The sequence below is a fragment of the Amycolatopsis lexingtonensis genome, from assembly GCF_014873755.1.
Classification (GTDB): Bacteria; Actinomycetota; Actinomycetes; order Mycobacteriales; family Pseudonocardiaceae; genus Amycolatopsis; species Amycolatopsis lexingtonensis.
On the sequence record NZ_JADBEG010000001.1, the window covers coordinates 10,409,831 to 10,424,964 of the forward strand.

At 72.6% G+C, this 15,134-nt stretch carries 20 protein-coding genes and 1 tRNA gene; 11 read left to right on the forward strand and 10 right to left on the reverse strand.

All coding sequences use genetic code 11. From position 1 onward, the window contains the following. The first annotated feature begins 84 nt into the window (after positions 1-84). Genes H4696_RS47915 through H4696_RS47930 form a run of 4 tightly spaced genes read left to right on the forward strand, consistent with a single transcriptional unit; the run spans position 85 to position 3,452 of the window. Complete coding sequence (locus tag H4696_RS47915) at positions 85-1,488, forward strand: fatty acid desaturase (RefSeq protein ID WP_086861083.1); 1,404 nt, start codon at positions 85-87, stop codon at positions 1,486-1,488. Then, the gene (locus tag H4696_RS47920; RefSeq protein WP_086861085.1) at positions 1,488-1,676 is read left to right on the forward strand and encodes a ferredoxin; all 189 of its coding nucleotides are present in this window, start codon (positions 1,488-1,490) and stop codon (positions 1,674-1,676) included. The genes H4696_RS47915 and H4696_RS47920 overlap by 1 nt, the downstream gene beginning before the upstream one ends. Beyond that, positions 1,673-2,824: an NAD(P)/FAD-dependent oxidoreductase gene (locus H4696_RS47925; protein ID WP_086861087.1), complete on the forward strand. Its 1,152-nt coding sequence runs from the start codon at positions 1,673-1,675 to the stop codon at positions 2,822-2,824. The genes H4696_RS47920 and H4696_RS47925 overlap by 4 nt, the downstream gene beginning before the upstream one ends. A 1-nt stretch (position 2,825) precedes the next feature. Continuing rightward, positions 2,826-3,452 (forward strand): TetR/AcrR family transcriptional regulator, encoded by a 627-nt coding sequence (locus H4696_RS47930; RefSeq protein WP_086861090.1) that lies wholly within the window; start codon positions 2,826-2,828, stop codon positions 3,450-3,452. A gap of 4 nt (positions 3,453-3,456) precedes the next feature. On the opposite strand, the gene H4696_RS47935 is transcribed toward H4696_RS47930, so the two are convergent. The 4 genes from H4696_RS47935 to H4696_RS47950 all read right to left on the reverse strand — a co-directional run bounded on the left by H4696_RS47935 (position 3,457) and on the right by H4696_RS47950 (position 6,547). Beyond that, positions 3,457-4,293, reverse strand: a complete 837-nt coding sequence (locus H4696_RS47935; RefSeq protein WP_086861092.1) for a haloalkane dehalogenase — start codon at positions 4,291-4,293, stop codon at positions 3,457-3,459. Between the two features lies 1 nt (position 4,294). After that, positions 4,295-4,732 (reverse strand): MarR family winged helix-turn-helix transcriptional regulator, encoded by a 438-nt coding sequence (locus tag H4696_RS47940; RefSeq protein ID WP_086861093.1) that lies wholly within the window; start codon positions 4,730-4,732, stop codon positions 4,295-4,297. Positions 4,733-4,973: 241 nt separating this feature from the next. After that, positions 4,974-6,179: a kynureninase gene (locus tag H4696_RS47945; RefSeq protein ID WP_086861110.1), complete on the reverse strand. Its 1,206-nt coding sequence runs from the start codon at positions 6,177-6,179 to the stop codon at positions 4,974-4,976. After that, on the reverse strand, positions 6,176-6,547 hold the full coding sequence (locus tag H4696_RS47950; protein ID WP_086861094.1) for a DUF5997 family protein: 372 nt from the start codon (positions 6,545-6,547) through the stop codon (positions 6,176-6,178). Before H4696_RS47950 ends, H4696_RS47945 begins: the two co-directional genes overlap by 4 nt. Positions 6,548-6,589: 42 nt before the next feature. Here H4696_RS47950 and H4696_RS47955 point away from each other — a divergent pair, with 42 nt between their 5' ends. After that, positions 6,590-7,285 carry a LysR substrate-binding domain-containing protein gene (locus H4696_RS47955; protein ID WP_086861096.1) on the forward strand — a complete coding sequence of 232 codons (696 nt, stop codon included), beginning with the start codon at positions 6,590-6,592 and terminating at the stop codon, positions 7,283-7,285. 18 nt (positions 7,286-7,303) lie between these two features. Here the strand turns inward: H4696_RS47955 and H4696_RS47960 are convergent, their stop codons facing one another. After that, positions 7,304-7,585, reverse strand: coding sequence for an early set domain-containing protein (locus H4696_RS47960; RefSeq protein ID WP_086861098.1), 282 nt, complete (start codon positions 7,583-7,585; stop codon positions 7,304-7,306). A gap of 207 nt (positions 7,586-7,792) precedes the next feature. On the opposite strand from H4696_RS47960, the gene H4696_RS47965 reads away from it, so the two are divergent. Then, positions 7,793-8,308 (forward strand): hypothetical protein, encoded by a 516-nt coding sequence (locus H4696_RS47965; RefSeq protein ID WP_086861100.1) that lies wholly within the window; start codon positions 7,793-7,795, stop codon positions 8,306-8,308. Between the two features lie 66 nt (positions 8,309-8,374). Beyond that, positions 8,375-8,575, forward strand: a complete 201-nt coding sequence (locus H4696_RS47970) for a hypothetical protein (RefSeq protein ID WP_086861102.1) — start codon at positions 8,375-8,377, stop codon at positions 8,573-8,575. Positions 8,576-8,809: 234 nt separating this feature from the next. Here H4696_RS47970 and H4696_RS47975 read toward each other — a convergent pair whose 3' ends face one another. Next, complete coding sequence (locus tag H4696_RS47975) at positions 8,810-9,772, reverse strand: hypothetical protein (RefSeq protein WP_086861104.1); 963 nt, start codon at positions 9,770-9,772, stop codon at positions 8,810-8,812. A gap of 177 nt (positions 9,773-9,949) precedes the next feature. On the opposite strand from H4696_RS47975, the gene H4696_RS47980 reads away from it, so the two are divergent. Genes H4696_RS47980 through H4696_RS47990 form a run of 3 tightly spaced genes read left to right on the forward strand, consistent with a single transcriptional unit; the run spans position 9,950 to position 12,339 of the window. Further along, positions 9,950-10,909: a hypothetical protein gene (locus H4696_RS47980; RefSeq protein WP_192782942.1), complete on the forward strand. Its 960-nt coding sequence runs from the start codon at positions 9,950-9,952 to the stop codon at positions 10,907-10,909. A 46-nt stretch (positions 10,910-10,955) separates the two neighbouring features. Then, positions 10,956-11,744 carry a metalloregulator ArsR/SmtB family transcription factor gene (locus H4696_RS47985; protein ID WP_086865652.1) on the forward strand — a complete coding sequence of 263 codons (789 nt, stop codon included), beginning with the start codon at positions 10,956-10,958 and terminating at the stop codon, positions 11,742-11,744. Between the two features lie 4 nt (positions 11,745-11,748). Beyond that, positions 11,749-12,339 (forward strand): dihydrofolate reductase family protein, encoded by a 591-nt coding sequence (locus H4696_RS47990; protein WP_192782943.1) that lies wholly within the window; start codon positions 11,749-11,751, stop codon positions 12,337-12,339. 60 nt (positions 12,340-12,399) lie between these two features. Here H4696_RS47990 and H4696_RS47995 read toward each other — a convergent pair. Next, positions 12,400-12,473: transfer RNA gene (locus H4696_RS47995), tRNA-Ile, on the reverse strand. A 174-nt stretch (positions 12,474-12,647) separates the two neighbouring features. On the opposite strand from H4696_RS47995, the gene H4696_RS48000 reads away from it, so the two are divergent. Next, positions 12,648-12,917 (forward strand): hypothetical protein, encoded by a 270-nt coding sequence (locus H4696_RS48000; RefSeq protein ID WP_192782944.1) that lies wholly within the window; start codon positions 12,648-12,650, stop codon positions 12,915-12,917. A gap of 41 nt (positions 12,918-12,958) precedes the next feature. Here H4696_RS48000 and H4696_RS48005 read toward each other — a convergent pair whose 3' ends face one another. The 3 genes from H4696_RS48005 to H4696_RS48015 all read right to left on the reverse strand — a co-directional run bounded on the left by H4696_RS48005 (position 12,959) and on the right by H4696_RS48015 (position 15,080). Continuing rightward, positions 12,959-13,429, reverse strand: coding sequence for a hypothetical protein (locus H4696_RS48005; protein WP_192782945.1), 471 nt, complete (start codon positions 13,427-13,429; stop codon positions 12,959-12,961). 82 nt (positions 13,430-13,511) lie between these two features. Then, on the reverse strand, positions 13,512-14,039 hold the full coding sequence (locus tag H4696_RS48010; RefSeq protein ID WP_086865021.1) for a dihydrofolate reductase family protein: 528 nt from the start codon (positions 14,037-14,039) through the stop codon (positions 13,512-13,514). A gap of 63 nt (positions 14,040-14,102) precedes the next feature. After that, positions 14,103-15,080 carry a bile acid:sodium symporter family protein gene (locus H4696_RS48015; protein ID WP_086865022.1) on the reverse strand — a complete coding sequence of 326 codons (978 nt, stop codon included), beginning with the start codon at positions 15,078-15,080 and terminating at the stop codon, positions 14,103-14,105. Between the last annotated feature and the right edge of the window lie 54 nt (positions 15,081-15,134).

The window sequence follows — 15,134 nt, forward strand, 5'->3', positions numbered from 1 at the left end:
CGCCAGCTTGCTTGACAAACAAGCCGCTCTTGTCAAACCAGCTTTACATCACCTATGGTTTCGTAAATCACTCGAGGAGGCGTGATGAGCGAAGTGACCGGAACCGTCCCCGCCGGGTCGACCGAACTGTGGCGTGACCGCAAGCGGTACCTGTGGCTGATCGGCCTCGTCGTGCCGTCCCTGGCGTTCCTCGCCATCGGGCTGCACGCGGCCACCGGCTGGGGCGGCTGGTTCTGGATCGGCCCGGTCGTGATCCTGGTGATCGTGCCGCTGATCGACCTGGCCGCCGGGCTGGACCGGAGCAACCCGCCCGACGACGTCATCGAGCGGCTGGAGAACGACCGGTACTACCGCTGGATCACCTTCGCCTTCCTGCCCGTCCAGTACCTCGGCTTCGCCGCCGCGTTCTGGCTCATCGCCCGCGGGGACCTCACCGTCGCGGACAAGATCGGCCTGGCCGTCTCCATCGGCTGCATCGGCGGGATCGGCATCAACACCGCGCACGAGCTGGGGCACAAGAAGGAGAGCCACGAGCGCTGGCTGTCGAAGATCGCGCTGGCGCAAAGCTTCTACGGGCACTTCTACATCGAGCACAACCGCGGCCACCACGTCCGCGTGGCGACGCCGGAGGACCCGGCGAGCAGCCGCCTCGGCGAGAGCTTCTACCGCTTCTGGCCGCGCACGGTCTTCGGTTCGCTGAAGTCGGCGTGGCGCCTGGAGCGCAAGCGCTACGCCCGCCGGGACAAGCACCCGTTCCGCCTCGGCAACGACGTCCTCAACGCGTGGCTGATGTCCGCGGTGCTGTGGGCGGCGATGATCGCGTGGCTGGGCGTGGAAATCCTGCCGTACCTGGTGATACAGGCCGTCATCGGCTTTTCACTGCTGGAGGTCGTCAACTACATGGAGCACTACGGGATGCTGCGGCAGCGGGTCGGCACGGCCGGGAAGCGGCGCTACGAGCGCGTGGATCCCAGTCACAGCTGGAACTCCAACAACATCGCCACCAACGTCCTGCTCTACCACCTGCAGCGGCACAGCGACCACCACGCGAACCCGACGCGGCGCTACCAGACCCTGCGCGACTTCGCGGAATCGCCGGTGCTGCCCACCGGGTACGCCGGGATGATCGTGCTGGCGCTCGTGCCGCCGGTGTGGCGGCGGGTGATGGACCCGCGGGTGCTCGCCCACTTCGACGGCGACGTCTCCCGCGCCAACATCCAGCCGTCGAAGCGCGAGAAGATCCTTGCCCGGTACGGAACCCGCGTCACGGCGGCCGGTCCCGCACCGGCGGCGGACACCTACGGCGACGCGACCGAGGGCGGGATGTGCCCGGGCTGCGGGTACGTCTACGACGAGAAGCTCGGCGACCCGCGTGAGGGCTTCCCGGCCGGCACGCCGTGGTCGGCGATCCCGGACTCCTGGTGCTGCCCCGACTGCGGCGTCCGCGAGAAGGTCGACTTCGTCGCGCCGGGCCGGGTGGGTGCGTGATGCGGATCGAAGCGGATCGTGGCAAGTGCGACGGCCTCGGCATGTGCGAAGCGATGGCGCCCGACTTCTTCGAGGTCGGCGAGGACGGCACCGTCGTCGTGCTCGACGAACGGCCCGGCGAGGAGCACCGGCAGGACCTCGCCGCCGCCGTGGACGCCTGCCCCGTGTCGGCGTTGAGGCTGACATGACGCTCGTCGTCGTGGGCGCGTCGCTCGCCGGGCTGCGGGCCGTGGAAGCCGCCCGCCGCACCGGGTACCGCGGCCGGATCGTGCTGATCGGGGCCGAGGAGCACCTGCCCTACGACCGGCCGCCGCTGTCCAAGGCGTTCCTCGCCGACGGCGGTCCGCGGACGGTCGAGCCGTTCCACACCGAGGAGGTGCTGCGCGAAGTCCTCGGCGTCGAACTGCTGCTGGGCGCGCCGGCCGACGGGCTCGACATCGGTTCGCGCGAAGTGACCGTCGCGGGCACGGCCGTGCGCTACGACGCGCTGGTGATCGCCACCGGCGCGACCGCCCGGACCCTGCCCGGCGCCCGCGCGCTGCGCACCGCCGAAGACGCGGTCGCCGTGCGCGACGCGCTCGACCGGGGTGCGCGGACCGTCGTGATCGGCGCCGGGTTCATCGGCTCGGAGGTCGCGTCCGCGGCCCGCGCCCGCGGCCTGCCGGTGACGATCGTGGAAGCCGCCGTCGTCCCGCTCGCCCGCGCGGTCGGGGAGACCGCCGGGGCGGCGCTGGCCGGGCTGCACCACGAAGCCGGCACCGAGCTGCGGCTCGGCACCGAGGTCACCGGCGTCACCGCCGACGGCGTGCACCTGGCCGGGGGCGAAGTCCTGCCCGCGGACCTCGTGGTCGCCGGCATCGGCGCCGTCCCGGCCACCGGCTGGCTCGAAGGCAGCGGGCTGGTCCTGCACGAACGGGACCGCGGCGTGGTCTGCGACGCGACGCTGTCCTCCGGGGCGCCGGGCGTCTACGCGGCGGGCGACGTCGCGCACGTGGCGAGCTCGCTGTTCGGCGGCCTCCTGCGGCTCGAGCACTGGACGAACGCGGCCGAGCAGGGTGCGGCCGCCGCTCGCCACGCGCTCGACCCGGCGGCCGCGCGCCCGCTGGAAACCGTGCCGTACTTCTGGTCCGACTGGTACGGCCACCGGATCCAGTTCGTCGGCACACCGGACGCCGACGAAGTCGTCACCGCTGGCGACACCACGCTCTACCGCCGCGGCGACCGGCTCGTCGGCGCGCTCACCGTCGACCGCCCGCGCGAGATCATGAAGCACCGCAGGCGGATCGCCGACCGAGCGCACTGGGCGGATGCGCTGGCCTTCGCGGGGACCACCTAGGATGACGGTCATGAGCGGGGCACTTCCGGCGCCGCCCGGAGGTGGTCAGCACCGGCGGCCGATCATCGCGGCGGCGATCGAGCTGACCGCGCGGTCGGGCTGGCCGTCGGTCACCATGGCCCGGCTGGCCGAGCTGGTCGGCGTCAGCCGCCAGACCGTGTACAACGAGATCGGCTCCAAGTCCGCGCTGGCCGAGGCGATGGTCGCGCACGAACTGGACCGGTTCCTCACGGTCGTCGACGCCGCCTTCGAACACCACCCGGACGACCTCATCGAGGCGTTCTACGAGGCCGTCCGCTCGGTGCTCGAACTCGCCGAGGACAACGTCCTGCTGCGGGCGATCGTCTCGGCGTCGCACGGTGCCGCCCCCGAGCTCCTCCCGCTGCTGACCACCGACGCGGGCGCGCTGCTCGCCCGCGCGAAGGTCGTGCTCGCCGAGCGCGTGCGGCCCTACCGGCTGCCGCTCGCCGATGACCAGGTCGACGTGGTGATCGACCTGGTGGTGCGCGCGGTCCTCAGCCACGTCATGCAGCCGTCGGACACCCCGGCCCGCACGGCGGATTCCCTGGCGTGGGTGGCGACCCGCATCCTCGGCTTGGCGGCCGTGCCGCCGCTGCGGCACACCTGACGCGTCAGCGGAGCTGGTGCCGGTCCAGCCACGCCGACAGCTCGGCGGCGATCTCCTTGGGCCGGTCTTCCTGGGCGTGGTGCCCGGCTTCCCCGCACGCGACGACGTCCAGCGCGGCGATGTTTTCGGTGCACCACTTCGTCATTTCCTCGCGGATGAGCAGGGTGGGGGAGCCCTCGAACGTCAGGAGCAGCTTCGGCGTGCCGTCGCTGCCGGCCAGCCACCGGTCATAGGCCTCGACGCGCTCGACGAGCTCGGCCGGCTCCCCGCCGAGCGGCAGCTGGCGGGCCCAGGCGAGGACCGGGCGGCGGCTCTCCGGCGTCGGGAACGGGGCGAGGTAGGCGGCCAGGTCGTCGTCGGCGACCGGCGTGCGGACGCCGCCGGTGAACGCCTGGCGGATGAACAGGTCCTGCGTCAGCACCATTTCCTCGCCGACGCCCGGCGTGCGGATCTTGCGGGAGCGCTCGGCCGCCTGCGGGGACAGGTCGTCCCAGGCCATCGGCTTCACGATGGTTTCGAAGAACGCGATGCCGCGGACCCGGCCGGGGTGACGGGTGGCGTGGTCGAAGGCGAGGGCGCCACCCCAGTCGTGGCCGACGAGGACGACGTCGTCGAGACCGAGCTCGTCGAACCAGGCGTCGAGGTAGCGGGCGTGGTCGGCGAAGGTGTAGGCGATGGCGGGTTTGGGTGAGCGGCCCATGCCGATGAGGTCGGGCGCCAGCAGCCGTCCGGCGCCGACGTGGGGGAGGACGTGGCGCCAGCCGTGCGACGAGCCGGGGTTGCCGTGCAGGAACACGATCGGGGTGCCGCTGCCGGTTTCTTCGTGGTGGAGGACGGGCATTTCAGGCTCCTTCGAGCGGGGTGTCGAGCAGCAGGGTGAGCTCCCGGGTCAGTGCCTCGGTGCGGTCATCGCGGCGGCCACCGAGCGGCGCCAGCAACTGGTCGAGCAACGCGCCGACGGTGGCGATCGCGGGCTCGACGACCTCGCGCCCGCGGTCGGTGAGCGCCAGCCGGATGGTCCGGGTGTCGGCGGGGTCGCGGGTGCGCTCGATCAGGCCATCGGCGTCGAGGGTGCGGGCGAGCTTGGAGACGTAGAGGGCCTCGAGACCGGTGTGGTCGGCGAGTTCCCGCTGGCTCGGTGGCTTTTCACGCTGGAGGTCGAGCAAGGAGGCGAGGAAGACGTACTGGGCGTGGGTCAGGCCGGCCGGGGCCAGGGCGCGGTCGACGGCCACGCGCCACTTCATGGAGAGGCGCCAAACGAGGTGCCCGGGAGTGCTCATGGCAGATAATGTACATGGCTACTGTAGCCATGGCTACTATTTGGCAGGCCTCCGGCAAAGTCGGATCGGTGCGGTCCGCAGCGGTGCGCCGGCGTCTTGAATGAGTCATTCAGGACGTCCGAAGACCTGAATGAGTCATTCAGGACGTGGGCGAGCGGGTCGCCGGCGGCGGAGTGGCCTGGCCGCGCGACTTTTGCCGGAGCCCCTGAAGTCGTCGGATGACATGAACGAGTCGTTCACGTCACCCGGCGAGCTCCCGGATCCGCTCCATCGCCGCCCGGACCTCGGTGAAGCTCGTGGTCAGCGGGCTCAGTCCCACGCGGATGCCGTCGGGACGGCGGAAGTCGATCAGCACGCCGTGGTCGATCAGCACGCGCGAAAGCCGCTCGGCGTCGGGGTGGCGGAGGGTGACGTGGCCGCCGCGGCGGTCGTCGTCGCGGGGTGAGGCGACCTCGAACCCGAGCGGGACCAGCCACTCGTCGGCGAGGGCGAGCACCCACCGGCCCAGCGCCACGGCCTTGGCGCGCACGCGGTCGATCCCCGCTTCGGCCAGCAGCGCGACGCCTTCCTGGACGCCCACCATGCCGAGCACCGGCGGCGTGCCGGACAGCGCCCGCCGGATCCCGGGCGCGGGGACGTACTCGGCCGCCATGCCGAAGGTGTCGGCCGCGCCCATCCAGCCGGTGATCGGCTGGCCGAACGCCGCGTGGTGGCGGGCGTTGACGTAGAGGAAGGCGGGCGCGCCGGGGCCGGCGTTGAGGAACTTGTACGTGCAGCCGACCGCGAAGTCGGCGCCCGCCGCGTCGAGCGCGACCGGGATCGAGCCGACGCTGTGGCAGAGGTCCCAGACGGTGAGGCCGCCGCGTTCGTGCACCAGCCGCGTGATGGCGGCCAGGTCGGCGATCGCGGCCGAGCGGTAGTCCACATGGGACAGCACGACCGCCGCGGTGCGCGGCCCGGTCACCGCCTCGACGTCTTCGGGGCGGGCGTCGGCGGCCTCGATCCACCGGACCGTGAGCCCGAGTTCGGCGGCGACGCTTTCGACGAGGAACCGGTCGGTGGGGAAGTTCGCGGTGTCCGTGACGATCTCGTCGCGCCCCGGCCGCAGCGCGACGGCCGCGCGAAGCGTCTTGTAGAGGCACACGGACGTCGAGTCGGCGACGATCGTCTGGCCGGGCGCGGCGCCGAGCGCGACGCGGCCGAGCTCGTCCCCGATCGCTTCGGGCAGCGCGAGCCAGCGTTCTTCCCACGACCGGATCAGCCGGCCGCCCCACTCTTCGGCGACGAGCTGCTGCAGCCGTTCCGCGGTGGCGCGCAACGGGCGGCCGAGCGAATTGCCGTCCAGGTAGGCGACGACACCGGGATCGCCGATCGGGACGAACCGCTCGCGGAAGGGAGCCAGCTCGTCCTCCGCGTCGAGGCGCCCGGCCTCCGCCAGGGTGGTCAGCGGTTCTTCTCCTTCACGCGCACGGTTTCCTTGCGCACCTCGGCCTGCGTGGCGCGCTCGCGCACCAGCCAGTCGGGGCTTTCCGCCTTCAGCGCGTCGATCTGCTCGGTGGTCAGCGCCTCGGTGATGCCGCCGCGCGTGAGGCCGCCGATGGAGACGCCCAGCTTCGCCGCGACGACCGGCCGCGGGTGCGGACCGTTCCGGCGCAGCTCCTGCAGCCACTCGGGCGGGTCGGCCTGCAGCGCGTTCAGTTCGTCGCGGGAGACGACACCCTCCTGGAACTCCGCGGGGGTGGCTTCGAGGTACACGCCCAGTTTCTTCGCCGCCGTCGCGGGCTTCATGGTCTGGGCGGTCTTGTGCGACGTCATGCCGTCCAGGGTAGCCAGCCGGGTGCCCGGTAACCTGACCCGGTGACCTCGTTCCGCCTCGCCTATGTTCCCGGAGCGACCCCCGCCAAGTGGGTGCGGACCTGGGGCGAGCGGGTGCCGGAGGTGCCGCTGACCCTGGTCCCGGTGGCCGCGGCGGACGCGGCGGGCCTGCTGCGCGCGAAAGAAGCGGACGCGGCGCTGCTGCGCTCGCCGATCGACCGCGACGGCCTGCACGCGATCCCGCTCTACACCGAGACGACCGTGGTCGTGGTGGCCAAGGACCACCTGATCGCGGCGGCCGACGAAGTGTCCACGGTGGACCTGGCGGACGAAGTCGTGCTGCACCCGCTGGACGACACCCTGGAGTGGCCGTCCCGGCCGGGCCGCCCGGCGGTTTCGCGCCCGGAGACGACGGCGGACGCGATCGAGCTCGTGGCGGCCGGCGTCGGGGTGCTCGTCGTCCCACAGTCGCTGGCCCGCCTGCACCACCGCCGCGACCTGACCTACCGGCCGATCGAGGACGCACCGCAGTCGAGCGTCGCGCTGTCGTGGCTGGAGGACGAGACGACGGACCTGATGGAGCAGTTCATCGGCATCGTCCGCGGCCGCACGGTCAACAGCACGCGCGGTCGCCAGCAGGCCCCGGCCGAGCGCAAGCGTCCCGTGCGGAAGCCGGTGCCGCCGAAGCCGGCCCGGCGCACCGGCGGCGGCGCGGGAAAGCGGCGCCGCCGGTCCTGAGCCGGTGGCCGCCCGGGGTCAGTCGGTCGTGCAGACGCAGTTGCCGTCGGCGCGGTCGGCCAGGTCGGGATCGTCGAACCAGTGGCCGTTCTCCCCGAGGTAGCGGAAGTGCAGCACCGTGCCGGGTGCGACGTCGACCGACGCCGAACGCCGGCCGTTGGAGCGCGGGGTGAGGTGGTGGCGGCCGGGCGTCCAGTCGTTGAACGAACCCACGACGCTCACCCGTCCGGGCGGTGCGGCGAGCGGCAGGCTGAAGGTGACGCGCTGGGTGCCGGCCCGGCTCTTGCTGATCTTGATCACTCGGTGGCGGCCTTTCGCGGAGGACGGTCGGGAGGACGTGCTCGGCACTGAGCGCCGACATGGTCGCACAGGCGTGACCGAACGGTCACCAGGAGTGCCCGAAGGAGGGACGGCGCCGCTCAACGGTTCGCCACCGACCGGGTGGTCCTCGGGTGAACCATGATCATCTCGGGTTCACCGCGGTGTTCCGGTGGGAAACTGGCTGCCGTGACCGTCGTCGTCGATCGTCAAGTCAAGGACCCTTGTGCCTGGCTCAGCGCCGTCACCCACGAGCTCGCCGTCACGCCTCCGGCGGACCGGCGATCGGTGCTCCTGACGGTGTGGGACGGGCTGGCCGCCGCCCGGCTGGCCGGCCTGCACGCGGCCGCGGCTTCGCCCCGCTGGCGAACCCGGCAGCGGCACGCCGAATCCGTGGAATTCGACCTGGCCCTGCTGCTGGCGCGCGAATGCACCATCGCCACCGGCCTCGCCATCCCGGCCCGGCTGCCCCGAGCCGCCGTCGCCTGGCCCGAGGAGAGAGCCGGCGCGGCGGTCGCGTCGATCGTGTCGTTCTGCGGCACGGCCGAAGCGGTCCTGCGCCGGGCGGGGGAGCTGACGCCGGTGTGGGAGGACAGCCTGCTCGGGCCGGTCGCGCTGACGAGCTGGCTCGCGGACTGCTGGACGGGCCGCCACTCGGGCTGCCCGCTGCGCCTCCCGACCCCGCCGCCGCCGTGGTGGCGCTGACGTTGTCCGTCAGGTGAAGTCTGGGCCACGCCGGCGGTGTGCCGGTGCGGTGGAGAGGAGGCCGGGGTGACCGAAGCGGCCCCGCTCAGAAGAATCCCGGACGCGGCACGCGCGGCGATCCGGGCGGTGCTCCTGGCCGAGCTGACTGCCGCCCGCCGGCGCCGGCAGGCGGCGGGCTGCCCGCCGGACGTGCTGGCGCGGGTGTTCGAGGCGCGCCGGAGCTGGCTGTCCGAAGACGGCCGGACGGCCCCGCCCAAGTCGGCGTAGGTGGTGCCCGCGCGGCCTGGTCCCGGTGTCTTGAATGAGTCATTCAGGACGGTGGGGGACTTGAATGAGTCATTCAGGACGTTTGCCGCCCGGTCGAGCGGGCCGGAGCCGCCCCGCCCAAGTCGGCGTAGGTGGTGCCCGCGCGGCCTGGTCTTGGTGTCTTGAATGAGTCATTCAAGACGTTTGCCGCGCGGGGGCCGTCGAGCCCGCCATCCACCCAGCCGCGTCGAGTGCTCAGCGGCCCAGGATGGTCAGCACCGTCGCCACGATCCCGTCGAGCCGCTCCCGGTCGGCGAGTGCGGCCGCCAGCCACTCATCGCGGGCGGAGTCGCCGGATCCCGCCGCGCCGAACAGCGCCCGGATCACGATCGCGACCACCTCCTCCGGCGGATCGCCGCGCGCCACCCGGATCTCGATCGCCGCCAGTGCCTCCTCGGCCAGCTCCACCAGCTGCGCGTCCTCGATCTCGTCGCGCCCGACCAGCTCCAGGGCCGGCGGTTCGGCCGCGTTGTCCGCCGGCATCGGGGCCACCGGCGCCCGCTTGTGGCCCAGCGGCCGCTCGACGTGCTCGCCGTACCACTTCGGGCGGGACCGCATCGCCGTCAGCACCTTCCGCACCTCGCGGTCGATCGTGTCGCGGTCGGCCACCGGCTCGCCGGTCAGCTCGGCGCGCCGCGCGGCCCAGGCGTCGAGGGGCCACAGCTCGGCGCCCGCCGTCGTCGGGACGCCGGCCCAGGTCAGGATCTGCACCGCGAGGTCGCACAACCAGGCGTCGCCGAAGAGGGCGTCGCCGAGCCAGGACGGGAGGCGAGGCCGTTGCAGGGCCCCGATTTCGCCGCGACGGCGCCGGTGGGCGTCGACCGTCGCCGGGCTCAGGCGGGTGGTCAGCCAGCCCTCGAGGTTGTCGATCGGGTCGGTCGCGCGGCGCAGCGCGTGCTCGACCACCGCCTCGACGTCGTCGTGGAAGCGGTCGAGGCAGTCGGGGCGCAGCCACTCGAGGCCGCGGGCGCAGTCGGGGTGGCGTCGCCGTCGTTCCAGCGGCTTGGTGATCCGCGTGAACACCAGCGGCCACGCCACGCTGTAGACCGCACCACGCAGCCGGGCGCGGACGCCGGGCGTCGCCGCCGCGGCCGAGCCGGCGAGCAGGCCGTCGCGGGCCAACCGGCGGACCCCCGCGACGTCGGTGCTGTCGAGCAACCCGTCCTCCCGATGTCGTCGACGGGAAAATGGTGGGACAGCCGGAGATCCGGAAATGGCCGCCGCCGGGCCGAATCACGGCGGAAATGGCCAGACACTGGCCAACCGGGAATCACCTGATCGGCGCACCGGCTACGCCCGATCGCCCGGAAGTCCGCGTGTCACAATCGAATTCCCATGGCACACGAGGACGGTCTGCTCCGGGAACTCACCACATTGCGGCGCGGCTGGGGATTGGAAGCCGAGCGGCTGCGGAGCCGGGTCGGGCCGCTCGTCTCGGGCTGGTGCGAAATGCACCGGACGACGAGCGACCGCGACGCGCGGCGAGTTCTGCGTGCCGCCATTTCGGCCGCGATCGCGGATTTCCCGGCCGACGACCGGCTGGCGGTGAACGTCGCGTTCGGCATCGCCGCCGGCACGCAGCACGCCCGGCTCCGCGACCGGATCGGGATCCTCGCCGACCGCCTCCAGGTCTCCGAACGCACGGCGCGGCGCCGCGTCGACCGGGCGTTCGCCCGGCTCGCCGCGGAGATCCAGGCCGGTTCGCAGCCGGGCGAAGGCGAGCCGGACCCGGACCGCGGCTGGTTCGTCAAGCGGCTCAAGGCGCTCGTGCGGCTGGACACCGCCGAACCGGAGCTGATCGAGGAACGCGTGATCGTGGCGACCCAGGACGGCCTCCGCCGGATCTCCGCGCAGTTCACCGTTCCCCGCACGGAAGACGGCCTGGACGGCGAGCGCCAGGTGGCCGCCGACGCCCAGCACGGCGTCCGGATCACCGACCGGACCCGGGAGGGCCAGCGGCACTTCCGCTGGCTGCTCGACCTGCCGCGGCCCCTGTCCCGCGGCGACAGCCACACGTTCTCGCTGGTCCTGCGGGTCCGCGACGGGCAGCCGATCCGGCCGTCGTACACGTTCGTGCCGCTGGTGACGTGCGAGTCGTTCACGGTGCGGGTCCGCTTCGACCCGGACCGGCCGCCGCGGTCGGTGTGGCGCCTGGACCGGGTGGCGCCGTCGGTGCTCACCGATCCGCCGCAGCCGGGCGCGCCGCTGGACCTCGACGGCGCCGGCGAGGTGGCGCAGAACTTCACCGCACCGCAGCTCGGGTACGCCTACGGGCTGCGCTGGCTGCCCGGGTAAAAATATTCCTTGACACGAATATTCTGCTGTGTGAATACTTAGCGCCATGGACGGGATCGCAGCAGCACTCGGGGACGCGGCACGGTGGCGCATCGTCGAACTCCTGGCCGAGCGACCCCGCTCGGTCGGCGAGCTCGCCGAGCTGACCGGGCTGCGGCAACCGCAGACCACCAAGCACCTGCAGACCCTCGCCCGGGTCGGCCTCGTCGCCGTTTTCCCCCTGGGGCAGCGCCGTGTCTACGCCCTCGAGGCGGAGCCGCTCGCCGCCTTCGCGAGCCGGCTGCGGGAGCTGGCCGAGGCCACGACGGGCCACGCGGGCGACCGGGACGTCGTCGCGCGCTACCGGGCGGCGATCGAGGCGGATTCCGCGGTCGCGGACCGGGACCGGTGGGCGGACGGGCGCGAGTTCGCGTTCGACCGGCTGCTGGCCGTGCCGCGCGAGACCGTCTGGCGGCACTGGACCGACCCGGACCTGCTGGGGTCCTGGTGGGTCCCGCCGTCGCTGACGATCACCGACTGCGTCCTCGAGCCGCGGCCGGGCGGGCGGGCCGTGGTCGCCTACCGCGACGCGGAGGGCGAATACCGCTCCGAAGGGCACGTCCACGCCGCCGAGGAACCCGGGCACCTCGTGTTCGACCTCGCGGTGGCCGGCCCGGCCTCGTTCACCGGCCACTACGACCTGGCGCTCACCGAAGAGCCCGGGGGCACCCGGCTCCGGCTCGGGCTGCGCATCACCGCGACGACCCCCGAGGCTGTCCCCGCCATCGCCGGCATCGAAACCGGCTGGGGCCAGGTCCTCGACAACCTCACCGCTGTACTCACGAAGAAGGGCTGAACCCATGACCGACCGCAAGGTGACCGCGAACCTGAGCCTGACCCTCGACGGCCGCTACCACGGCCCCGCCGGCCCCGCCGACATGGGCGCGATCGTCACGTACGCGATGACCGACGTCGCGCGCCGCCACCTGACCCGTATCTGGGAAGGGGCGACGACGGCGGTGCTCGGCCGCCGCAACGCCGAGGGCTTCCTCGGGTTCTGGCCGACGGTGGCCGCGGACGAGAACGCCGACCCGCGCGACCGCGGCTACGCGAAGTGGCTGGTGGACGTGGAGAAGGTGGTCTTCTCGACCACGCTGACCGAGTCCCCGTGGGAGCGCACCCGCCTGGTGAACGCCCCGGCGGCGGACGTTGTGGCCGAGCTCAAGGCGACGGGCTCGGGCGAGATCCTGGTCAACAGCAGCGCGAGCGTCATCAAGGCACTGCTGGCGGCGGACGCGCTCGACCGCCTGTACCTGATGATCTGCCCCGAAATCGCGGGCGGCGGGCCCCGCCTGTTCGACGACGGCCTCCCCGCGTCGAAGTGGCGCCTGATCCACCACGAGACGGGCGAGCTGGGGGAGACGGCGGTGGTCTACGACCGGGTGCGCTGACAGTCCTGAGTGGACGGTCGGAAAGCGCAGTTCGGGAGCGTGGCGCGAGTGGGAAGTGGGTGGGGCGGGCGGGGCTCGAACCCGCGGCCAAGGGATTATGAGTCCCCTGCTCTAACCAACTGAGCTACCGCCCCCTGACCCCGGCACGCGGATTTGCATCCGCACAGAAGTCTCAGTTCTTTTCAAGCTATCACAGGGGCCATCCGGGGAGATCCGGTAGGCCAAACAGGTTCAAGTGACTGCCGACCGGGGCGGGCTCGTCTAAGTTGCAAGGGCGTCACCGCTGAACGGACCGGCGGGAGGGACCGATGGCCGGCGCCACCCCGCCCTGCCGCCAGGCGCTGCGGCTGGCGCTGCTGGACGTGTTCACGGCGGGGGCGGGCCTGGGCTTCCTCGCCCACCAGTACCGGGAGGAGCTCGTGGCGAACCCCGCGGTCATCGGCCTCGCGCTGCTCTTCTTGTTCGCACTCGGCTTTCTGATCCGCGCCGCCGCGCGAGCCCTCTTCCGGGCGGGCTCGCGCGTCGACGCGATCTTGGCGGAGGAACTGCGGGACAAGCCTTCGCCCCACCCGCGGTGACGGAAGTCGTTGCGGAGCAAGGCGAAGACCGCGGATTCCGCTCAGCCGCCGGCGGGGGTCGTCGTGGTCGGCGGTGTTGTGGAGGTGGGGGTGGCCGGCGTCGTCGTGGCCGGCGGGGACGTGACCGTGGTGGTCGGCGGAGCCGTCGCCGCGCCGTAAGCCGCGTACGTGAACCAGATCTGGCCGAACGTCTTCGGCGCGGTCTGCGTGAACATCGCCCGCACCTGGAACGTGGTCGCCGTGTACGAGCCCTGCACCGTGTTGAGCATGAACGCGTTGAACGGCCCGGGCGTGTTCGCCGACACCACGACCGCCTCCGGCACCTTGCCGAGGCCGTGGGTGACGGTGCAGAACCCGTTGCCGTCGGTCACGCAGGTGGCTTGCGCCGCCTGGACGAGCGGAGCCGGTGACGGGCCGACGGCGGCGGACGCGCCCGCGAAGGCCACCGCCCCCGCGGTGACCACGAGGGCGCCGCCCAACGCGGCGAGCGTGGTCCGAACCTGAAGTGCCATGGTGGATCCTCCCCTGGATGACGACGCCACCGAGATCGTTCCGCCGCGCGCCGCCGTTACGCCCGACCATCCACAGTGGACTTCACGCCACCCGGTACCGGAGGTTGCCGAGCCCTCCCGCCGTGCCCAGCTCCACCGGCTCCAGCCGGACCAGCGTGCCGCCGGGGTGGTCGAAGAGCCGGACGCCGTCGCCGAGCAGGACCGGGGCCACGTGCACCAGGACCTCGTCGAGCAGGCCCGCTTCCAGGCAGCGGCGGGCCGTCGCCGGGCCCAGCACCGCGACGCAACCGTCGCCCGCTGCCGCCGACGCCGAAGCGACCGCCTTGCGGAGGTCCGCCTCGAAGGTGAAGCCCGGCTCGGCCGACGCCGGGTCGTCGCGGGTGACCACGAAGATCGGGACCCGGACGCGGCCGCCGTAGACCTCGCCCTCCGCCGCGGTCGCCGGGGCGTACGTCCGGTGGCCCATCAGCACCGCGCCGATCTCGCCCAGCAGCCGCTCGACGACCGGGTTCGGGCCGGTGGCCAAGCCGCGCAACCAGGTCATGTCGTCGGCGGGGCCGGCGACGAAGCCGTCGAGGGACATCGTGATGTGGTAGAGGATCTTGGCCATGGAGCCGCCTTTCGGTACGGGTGACACCGGTACCGACTGGCCGGGCCGCGGAAACTCATCGCCTCAGGCGGGTACGAGTTCCCGGTCCTCCGAAGCGGCGGCGTAGCGCCGGGCGAGCGTCGCGCAGACGATCAGCTGGATCTGGTGGAACAGCATCAGCGGCAGCACGATCAGCCCCACCTGCGCGTGCCCGAACAGCACCGTCGCCATCGGCAGGCCGCTGGCCAGGCTCTTCTTCGACCCGCAGAACACGATGGTGATCCGGTCGGCGCGGGCGAAGCCGAGCAGGCGGGCGCCCCAGCCGGTCGCGGCCAGCACGACCGCCAGCAGCACGCAGCACACCGCCACGAGCACCAGCAGGTGACCGAGGTCGAGCCGGTGCCAGATGCCTTCGGTCATGCCCGCGCTGAACGCCGTGTAGACGACCAGCAGGATCGAACCGCGGTCGACCAGCTTCAACGGCGCCGCGTGCGCGGAGATCCAGCCGCCGATCCAGCGCCGCGCCAGCTGGCCCGCCACGAACGGTGCGAGCAGCTGCAGCACGATCCCCAGCACGGCCGAACCGTCGACGCCGGCGCCGTCGCCCGCGAGCAGCAGCGCCACCAGCAGCGGGGTCAGGACGATCCCGGCCAGGTTGGACAGCGACGCGCTGCAGATCGCCGCCGCGACGTTGCCGCGCGCGATCGAGGTGAACGCGATCGACGACTGCACGGTCGAGGGCAGCACGGCGAGGAACAGCACCCCGGCGGCCAGCTGGGCCGGCAGCACCGACGACGGCAGCGCGAAGAGGGCCAGGCCGAGCAGCGGGAAGAGCACGAACGTCGCGGCGAGCACGACCGCGTGGAGCCGCCAGTGCCGCAGCCCGTCGAGGGCCTCCTGCGTCGACAGCCGGGCGCCGTACAGGAAGAACAGCAGGCCGACGGCGATCGTGGTGGCGGTGCCGAAGCCGACGGCCACCGCGCCCGAAGCGGGCAGCAGGGTGGCGACGCCGACGGTGGCGAGGATGGCGAGGACGAACGGGTCGAGACGCAACCGGGACATGGATCTCCTTCCACAGCCATTGTCGGCGCCGCCGCGTTCATTGTGAACCCCGAT

Coding starts and splice junctions, on each gene's coding strand:
- H4696_RS47980 (WP_192782942.1), top strand. CDS start 9,950: ATGGCACACGAGGACGGTCTGCTCCGGGAACTCACCACATTGCGGCGC.
- H4696_RS47990 (WP_192782943.1), top strand. CDS start 11,749: ATGACCGACCGCAAGGTGACCGCGAACCTGAGCCTGACCCTCGACGGC.
- H4696_RS47940 (WP_086861093.1), bottom strand. CDS start 4,732: ATGAGCACTCCCGGGCACCTCGTTTGGCGCCTCTCCATGAAGTGGCGC.
- H4696_RS48015 (WP_086865022.1), bottom strand. CDS start 15,080: ATGTCCCGGTTGCGTCTCGACCCGTTCGTCCTCGCCATCCTCGCCACC.
- H4696_RS48010 (WP_086865021.1), bottom strand. CDS start 14,039: ATGGCCAAGATCCTCTACCACATCACGATGTCCCTCGACGGCTTCGTC.
- H4696_RS48000 (WP_192782944.1), top strand. CDS start 12,648: ATGGCCGGCGCCACCCCGCCCTGCCGCCAGGCGCTGCGGCTGGCGCTG.
- H4696_RS47920 (WP_086861085.1), top strand. CDS start 1,488: ATGCGGATCGAAGCGGATCGTGGCAAGTGCGACGGCCTCGGCATGTGC.
- H4696_RS48005 (WP_192782945.1), bottom strand. CDS start 13,429: ATGGCACTTCAGGTTCGGACCACGCTCGCCGCGTTGGGCGGCGCCCTC.
- H4696_RS47985 (WP_086865652.1), top strand. CDS start 10,956: ATGGACGGGATCGCAGCAGCACTCGGGGACGCGGCACGGTGGCGCATC.
- H4696_RS47935 (WP_086861092.1), bottom strand. CDS start 4,293: ATGCCCGTCCTCCACCACGAAGAAACCGGCAGCGGCACCCCGATCGTG.
- H4696_RS47930 (WP_086861090.1), top strand. CDS start 2,826: ATGACGGTCATGAGCGGGGCACTTCCGGCGCCGCCCGGAGGTGGTCAG.
- H4696_RS47950 (WP_086861094.1), bottom strand. CDS start 6,547: ATGACGTCGCACAAGACCGCCCAGACCATGAAGCCCGCGACGGCGGCG.
- H4696_RS47925 (WP_086861087.1), top strand. CDS start 1,673: ATGACGCTCGTCGTCGTGGGCGCGTCGCTCGCCGGGCTGCGGGCCGTG.
- H4696_RS47915 (WP_086861083.1), top strand. CDS start 85: ATGAGCGAAGTGACCGGAACCGTCCCCGCCGGGTCGACCGAACTGTGG.